A 7,290-nucleotide genomic window follows, 5' to 3' on the forward strand; every position below is an offset into this window, starting at 1 on the left:
TAATTTACGTTTTTAATTTCCATTACATATGCTAATTTTTCAGCATCAATTCCAGCTTCATCATAAATATATCCAGAAGAATCTGACATAGTTACTACTTTACCACCTAATTGAGTTGCTTTTTCAGCCGCATATTGTGCTACGTTTCCAGAACCAGAAACCACAACGGTTTGTCCAGCAAAACTTTTACCTTTTGTTTTTAACATACTGTCTGCGAAATACACATCTCCGTAACCTGTTGCTTCCGGACGAATAAGTGAACCTCCAAAAGAAATTCCTTTACCTGTTAATACACCAGTAAATTCATTTCTTAATCTTTTATATTGACCAAACATATAACCTACTTCACGACCTCCAACACCAATATCTCCGGCAGGAACATCCGTATCAGCACCAATATGTTTTGATAATTCTGTCATAAACGCTTGACAAAATCTCATAATTTCTACATCTGATTTTCCTTTTGGATCAAAATCGGCACCACCTTTTCCACCACCCATTGGCAATGTAGTTAATGAATTTTTGAAAACTTGTTCGAATGCTAAGAATTTTAAAATACTTAAATTTACAGAAGGATGAAAACGAATTCCTCCTTTATAAGGTCCGATAGCAGAGTTCATTTGAATTCTGAAACCTCTGTTTACTTGAGTAGCTCCTTTGTCGTCTATCCAGGCAATACGGAACATAATTACTCTTTCTGGTTCCACCATTCTTTCCAATAACATTTTGCCTTGGTATTTTGGATTTGCCTCGATAAAAGGAATTACGGTTTCAGCCACTTCTCTTACGGCTTGCATAAATTCTGGTTCGTTTGCATTTCTTTTAGCTACTTCGCCTAAAAATGCTGTAACACTTTGACTCATAATTATATTTTTTTTGATAATTTTCAGCTGCAAATATACATCTTAAAAAAAATACTTCGAAGAATTTGATAAAAAAATTAGAGTTTTTTTAAGAAAAAAGAAAGTAGTATTGAAAAAAATAAGAAATCATCAAAAAATCAACATTTTGTTACATTTTTGAAATTACGATTTGTACACGTAAAAAATTAAATATTAATCAGAATTAATTATTTTTTTCCTATTTTGGTATACTAATTGATATTTATTTTATAAATTTACCTCATATATACAAATTATGGCAAAAAATTACATTTATATCATCCTATTCTTCTTATCATTTAGTATTGGCGCTGTGGCTCAAGAAAGCAGAAACAGCAGTTCAGCTAAATCACAAGAACCTACTATTGAAGGACTAAGTTTGTACCCAAACCCTAACAATACTGGGAAAGTTTACATTACTTCTAGATTAAATTTAGATAAAAAAGTTGAAATTTTTGATGTTTTAGGTAAAAAAGTAATTGATACTACTTTATACACTAAAGAATTAAACATCTCTAATTTAAACCCAGGTGTTTACATCATTAAAATCAAAGAAGGCGAGGCTTCAGCTACTAGAAAACTGATTGTTAACTAGTTACTGATTTATCTTTATTAAATTTACATTAATTTTACGAGACCAATGGGTCATAAAATTAATTTTGTTTCTATATTTGTACTCAATTTAAAATCTTATAACATGAAAAAAATTTACTTATTATTATTAGTTGTATTTACTACATTAAGTTTTAGTCAAAATTTAGTTGTTAATCCTACTTTTGCAAATGGTTTAACAGGATGGTCATCAACAGGGACTAATTATGCCTTACCAACTCATATAACAAACGATGGTCAAGATGACAGCTTTTCTGTGAAATATATTGCAACTGCTACAACTGGGTTGGATCAAAAATTTAGTGTTGTTCCTGGAGCTACAGTAAATGTATCTTTTTGGTACAAAGCTGCAAGAACGGACGGAGGAGCAACTGGTAATACTGCCAGAATTTGGAGTGTATTTTTTGACCCAACTAGTGCAACACCTACAACACCAATAAATCCTCCTGGAACAACAGCTGCAAGTGATGATCCATTAAGAAATAGCAATACATATCTTGCTCAAGCAGCAACTTGGACTCAAGTAACTGTTTCTTCTACTGTTCCTGCTGGAGCAACTGTTTTTCAATTACAACTTAGAGCTTACAACGGTGCTACTGTTAGTTTTGATAAAATTTCTTTTAGTAGTCCTGGGGCTACAGTTTTAGCAAATGAATCTTTCTCACAAATTGACGGATTGAAAATGTATCCAAATCCAGCTAAAAATAATTTATTTATTGAAACAGCATTAAATAGTGATATTAATGTAGCTATAGTTGATGTTTTAGGAAAAGAAGTAATCAATTCTAAAGTAAGTAATAATGCTGTAAATATTTCTGGTTTAACGCCAGGTATGTATATTGTAAAAATTACTGAAGAAGGAAAAACGTCTACTAAAAAATTAATTATTGAATAATTAGTTTTAACACATATTCAAAAAAGCACCAATTAATGTTGGTGCTTTTTTTATGCCCAAAAACCAGAAAAGATACTTGCAACTAATATTCTTTTTCTACTTTTGCACTATGATTTCACAAGAAGACATTTTTGCTATTTCCTCTAAAAAAGAATTTGAAAAAATTACTTTAAAAGTTTTTCGTTATCAATACGAAAACAACAAAGTGTATCAAGCATTTTGTAATCATTTAGGAAAAAACCCAAGTAATGTCAAGCAAATAAATACGATTCCGTTTTTACCTATACAGTTTTTTAAATCGGAAACAATAGTTTCTAATTCAAACCAAGTTGAAGCTGTTTTTACCAGTAGCGGTACAACAGGTGCTATTACAAGTCAACATTTTGTTACAGATGTTTCAATATACGAAAACAGCTATACCCTTGCTTTCGCTCAATTTTACGGGAATATTCAAGAATATTGTGTCTTAGCGTTACTTCCATCCTATTTAGAAAGAGAAGGTTCTTCTTTAATTTATATGATAAACGATTTGATTGCAAAAAGCAATCATAAAGACAGTGGATTTTATCTAAATAACCTGGAACAACTTGCCAATAAAATTATTGAACTTGAAAATGAAGGCCAAAACATTCTATTAATAGGCGTTACATATGCTTTGTTAGATTTAATTGAATATAAAAAATTCAACTTAAAAAATACCATAATTATGGAAACTGGCGGCATGAAAGGCAAGCGAAAAGAAATCATACGAGAAGAATTACACCAAACACTTTGCGAAGGTTTTGGAGTAAACACCATACATTCCGAATACGGTATGACCGAACTCTTATCGCAAGCCTACTCGTTAGGAAACGGTATTTTTGAATGTCCCTTATGGATGGATGTACTGATAAGAGATACGGAAGACGCGTTACAATATGTTGAAAATGGAAAATCCGGCGGCATCAATGTGATTGATTTGGCGAATATTAATTCCTGCTCGTTTATCGCTACGCAAGATTTAGGAAAAAAACACCACAATATGACTTTTGAAGTATTAGGAAGATTTGATAATTCCGACATAAGAGGTTGTAATTTAATGGTTTATTAAAAAATAAAATGATTTTAACAGATACACATACCCATTTATATTCTGAAGAATTTTCTGAAGACAGAGAAAAAATGATTCAAAGCGCAATTGATTCTGGCGTTTCTCGACTTTTTGTGCCTTCTATAGATAGTAGTTACACTCAAAAAATGTATGCTTTAGAAACACAATATCCAGAAAATGTGTTTTTAATGATGGGACTACATCCGTGTTATGTAAAAGAAAATTACGAAGACGAATTGGCGCACGTTATTACCGAATTAACCAATAGAAAATTTGCAGCAATTGGCGAAATTGGTATTGATTTATTTTGGGACAAATCGTTTTTAAAACAACAACAAGACGTTTTTTTAAAACAAATTCAACTCGCCAAACAAAATAAACTACCCATAAATATTCATTGTAGAGATGCGTTTAACGAAGTTTTTGAAATTTTAGAACAAGAAAAATCAGAAGAATTATGGGGAATTTTCCACTGTTTTACTGGAGATTTCAATCAAGCGCAACAAGCCATTTCTTGCGGGATGAAATTAGGAATTGGCGGCGTAGCCACTTTTAAAAATGGTAAAATTGATCAGTTTTTAAATGAAATTGACCTCAAACATATTGTTTTAGAAACTGACGCACCGTATTTAGCACCTGTGCCTTATAGAGGAAAACGCAATGAAAGTAGTTATATTAAAGTAATAGCTGAAAAATTATCAGAAATATATCAGTTGCCAATAGAAGACATAGCTGCAATTACCACACAAAACAGTAAAGATATCTTCGGATTTTAAAATTTGTTAACGTATAATTCCTATTTTTTTCGTTTTTTTGTAGTTCTAAAATAAAGTATGTCGAAATTTGATAAAATACGTCCCTATTATGATGCTGAAGTAAACGATGCTATTCGTGCTTCACTTAATCATCCTATGATGAAAGCATTAGTGGACTTTGCGTATCCAAATACTGAAGAATCAGTCTGGAAAGAGCAATTGCTTCGCACACATTCAATAAGGGATTTTCAAATTAATTTTGCATACCACGCCATAAAAAAAATATTAGAAAAAAGTTCTGACGGACTTACTACATCTGGCTTTGAAAAATTAGAACCAAATACATCCTATTTTTTTATTTCAAATCATAGAGATATTATTTTAGACACCTCGTTATTAAACGTTTGTTTACACGAATATGGTTTAGTGATGACGGCATCTGCCATTGGAGATAATTTAGTGAAAAAAGATTTTTTACTAATGCTTTCTAAACTAAATAGAAATTTTTTAGTACAAAGAAATCTTTCGCCAAGAGAGTTATTAGAAAGTTCTAAATTACTTTCGGAATATATGTATCGATTGGTATCGAAAGAAAATCGTTCCGTATGGATAGCTCAGCGAGAAGGAAGAACGAAAGATGGAAATGACGCCACGCATTCTGGAGTATTAAAGATGATTGCAATGGCTTCGGACGAGAATAATAATATGGATTTCTTTAAGAAAATAAAAATTGTTCCGGTTTCCATTTCTTATGAATATGATCCAACGGATGCGCTAAAAATTCCGCAATTAATGGCTGAAGCCAATGACGAAATTTATACTAAAGAAAAAAACGAAGATTTTATAACGCTATTAAGCGGCATTATTGGGCAGAAAAAACGCATTCATATTCACGTTGGCGATGTTTTAGATACCGAATTAGATGCAATTTCTGAAGAAACAACAAACTCTAACAAACAAATGTTTGCATTAGCACAAGTGATTGACGATTCTATTCTACAATCCTATAAACTTTGGCCTACCAATTATATTGCCTACGACATATTACATCAAACTACTACTTATTCTGATTGTTATACCGAAAAAGAAAAACAACTTTTTGAACGTAGATTAGAATTAAGAATTAATGCGGATGACATAAAAATGAAAGAAAGTTTCTTAGCGATGTATGCCAATCCGGTACTAAATAAATTAAAATACCAATAAATTGAAAGCAAATCAAAAGGCAACTATTTTATTAATTTATACCGGTGGAACTATTGGTATGATTAAAGATGCCGATACAGGAGCATTAAAAGCTTTTAATTTCAAAAAACTAATAAAAGGTATTCCAGAACTTAAATTATTAGATTGCAATATTGAAACCGTTTCATTTGAAAAACCAATTGATTCATCAAATATGCAAATCTCAGATTGGCAAAAAACAGCTGAAATTATTGAAAAAAATTACAGTAATTTTGATGGTTTTGTAGTACTCCACGGATCGGATACGATGTCGTATAGCGCTTCTGCTTTGAGTTTTATGTTCGAAAACTTAAACAAACCAATTGTGTTTACGGGCTCTCAATTACCTATTGGCGATTTACGTACGGATGCAAAAGAAAATCTAATAACCGCCATTCAAATTGCTTCTTTACAAGAAAAAGGAAAACCAGTTATTCAAGAAGTTTCCCTTTATTTTGAATATAAATTATACAGAGGAAACCGAACTACAAAAATAAGTGCCGAACATTTTAATGCATTTACATCGCCAAATTTTCCTGAACTTGTAGAATCAGGTGTGCATTTGAATGTAAATAATGAAGTACTTCTAAAAGAAAACGTTTCGAAAAAGTTAAAAGTGAATACCTGTTTTGATGACAATGTTTTAATTTTAAAATTATTTCCAGGTATAAACAAAAATATTTTACACGCTATTTTACATACGCCAAATTTAAAAGGGGTAGTTTTGGAAACCTATGGCTCAGGAAATGCACCAATGGAAAATTGGTTTATTGATGAAATTGAAAGCGCCATAAAACGTGGCATTCATATTATTAACGTAACCCAATGTAGTGGCGGAACGGTTTTAATGGGTGCTTATGAAACCAGTACTCGCTTAAAAGAAATTGGTTTAATTTCTGGTAAAAACATTACTACAGAGGCCGCTATTACAAAATTAATGTATTTGTTAGGGCAAAACGTGGCTAACTCGGTTTTTAAGACTATTTTTGAAACCCCTTTACGAGGTGAAATGAACGATTAAAACTAGAGAGGTGGCCGAGTGGCTGAAGGCGCACGCTTGGAAAGCGTGTATATGGCAACATATCGAGGGTTCGAATCCCTTCCTCTCTGCAAAACTGTAGTGGTTTTAGACAATTAAAAAACAATAACTATTACAAATGAGAATATTATTTTTTTTATGGATTCCCTTTTTTTGTTTCTCACAAGAAATAAAACCAATTGAAATTGATTCCCTTTACAGAGAAGACCAATTTTATGCCTCTTTAAGTTATAATTTAATACAAAATCGTCCTGATGGATTTAAGCAATTTTCATTTTCACCTGGAGTAACCTTTGGGATTTTGAGAGACATTCCTATTTCAAAAAATAGACATTGGGCAATTGCACCAGGAATTGGCTATTCGTACAATAATATTAAACAATTTATAAATTCTGAAGAAATTGTTGGAGCTACAGAAAATACGGCATCTGAAAATATTAGAACTACAATTACTTCACATAGCGTCGATTTTCCTTTAGAACTTAGATGGCGAAATTCCACCCCAAGCAGTCATAGTTTTTGGCGAATTTATACTGGATTAAAAACCAGCTATGTATTTAATTCAAAATTAAAATTAGAGACTACAACAGAAAGTTCTAAAGAATCTATTTCAGATGAAATAAATCGTTGGCAATATGGCGCTTATATTTCTGTTGGGTTTAATACTTGGAATCCATACATTTATTATGGTTTAAATCCAATCTTTAAAGAAGGTTCTAAAATGAGTAATTTTAATGTTGGTTTTATCTTTTATATATTATAAAACCAAACCAAAATTTGTGGCAAACCGCCTA

8 protein-coding genes and 1 tRNA gene are annotated in these 7,290 nt (G+C 31.5%); 8 read left to right on the top strand and 1 reads right to left on the bottom strand.

All coding sequences use genetic code 11. The annotated features are described in order from the left end of the window. On the bottom strand, positions 1–863 hold an 863-nt coding region (locus tag ABWO04_RS08850; RefSeq protein WP_353079253.1), incomplete at its 3' end, for a Glu/Leu/Phe/Val dehydrogenase dimerization domain-containing protein. Positions 864–1,137: 274 nt separating this feature from the next. On the opposite strand from ABWO04_RS08850, the gene ABWO04_RS08855 reads away from it, so the two are divergent. The 8 genes from ABWO04_RS08855 (at position 1,138) to ABWO04_RS08890 (ending at position 7,259) form a co-directional block, all read left to right on the top strand. After that, positions 1,138–1,476, top strand: coding sequence for a T9SS type A sorting domain-containing protein (locus ABWO04_RS08855; RefSeq protein ID WP_353079255.1), 339 nt, complete (start codon positions 1,138–1,140; stop codon positions 1,474–1,476). A gap of 102 nt (positions 1,477–1,578) precedes the next feature. Then, a complete protein-coding gene (locus tag ABWO04_RS08860; protein ID WP_353079257.1) occupies positions 1,579–2,388 on the top strand; it encodes a T9SS type A sorting domain-containing protein in 810 nt (269 codons plus the stop codon). Positions 2,389–2,497: 109 nt separating this feature from the next. After that, the gene (locus tag ABWO04_RS08865) at positions 2,498–3,478 is read left to right on the top strand and encodes a LuxE/PaaK family acyltransferase (protein WP_353079259.1); all 981 of its coding nucleotides are present in this window, start codon (positions 2,498–2,500) and stop codon (positions 3,476–3,478) included. A gap of 8 nt (positions 3,479–3,486) precedes the next feature. After that, on the top strand, positions 3,487–4,254 hold the full coding sequence (locus ABWO04_RS08870) for a TatD family hydrolase (protein WP_353079261.1): 768 nt from the start codon (positions 3,487–3,489) through the stop codon (positions 4,252–4,254). A 57-nt stretch (positions 4,255–4,311) separates the two neighbouring features. Beyond that, entirely contained in the window at positions 4,312–5,439 is a 1,128-nt protein-coding gene (locus tag ABWO04_RS08875; protein WP_353079263.1) for a 1-acyl-sn-glycerol-3-phosphate acyltransferase, read from the top strand. 58 nt (positions 5,440–5,497) lie between these two features. Then, positions 5,498–6,478 carry an asparaginase gene (locus ABWO04_RS08880; protein ID WP_502903979.1) on the top strand — a complete coding sequence of 327 codons (981 nt, stop codon included), beginning with the start codon at positions 5,498–5,500 and terminating at the stop codon, positions 6,476–6,478. Between the two features lie 4 nt (positions 6,479–6,482). Continuing rightward, positions 6,483–6,567, top strand: a tRNA-Ser gene (locus ABWO04_RS08885). Between the two features lie 47 nt (positions 6,568–6,614). Further along, entirely contained in the window at positions 6,615–7,259 is a 645-nt protein-coding gene (locus tag ABWO04_RS08890; RefSeq protein WP_353079267.1) for a porin family protein, read from the top strand. The last annotated feature ends 31 nt before the right edge of the window (positions 7,260–7,290 follow it).

This window comes from Flavobacterium sp. (genome assembly GCF_040382755.1).
Classification (GTDB): domain Bacteria; phylum Bacteroidota; class Bacteroidia; order Flavobacteriales; family Flavobacteriaceae; genus Flavobacterium.

Excerpts from the sequence above, each read along its gene's own strand:
- ABWO04_RS08890 (WP_353079267.1), top strand. The coding sequence starts at position 6,615 with ATGAGAATATTATTTTTTTTATGGATTCCCTTTTTTTGTTTCTCACAA.
- ABWO04_RS08865 (WP_353079259.1), top strand. The coding sequence starts at position 2,498 with ATGATTTCACAAGAAGACATTTTTGCTATTTCCTCTAAAAAAGAATTT.
- ABWO04_RS08880 (WP_502903979.1), top strand. The coding sequence starts at position 5,498 with ATGATTAAAGATGCCGATACAGGAGCATTAAAAGCTTTTAATTTCAAA.
- ABWO04_RS08870 (WP_353079261.1), top strand. The coding sequence starts at position 3,487 with ATGATTTTAACAGATACACATACCCATTTATATTCTGAAGAATTTTCT.
- ABWO04_RS08875 (WP_353079263.1), top strand. The coding sequence starts at position 4,312 with ATGTCGAAATTTGATAAAATACGTCCCTATTATGATGCTGAAGTAAAC.
- ABWO04_RS08860 (WP_353079257.1), top strand. The coding sequence starts at position 1,579 with ATGAAAAAAATTTACTTATTATTATTAGTTGTATTTACTACATTAAGT.
- ABWO04_RS08855 (WP_353079255.1), top strand. The coding sequence starts at position 1,138 with ATGGCAAAAAATTACATTTATATCATCCTATTCTTCTTATCATTTAGT.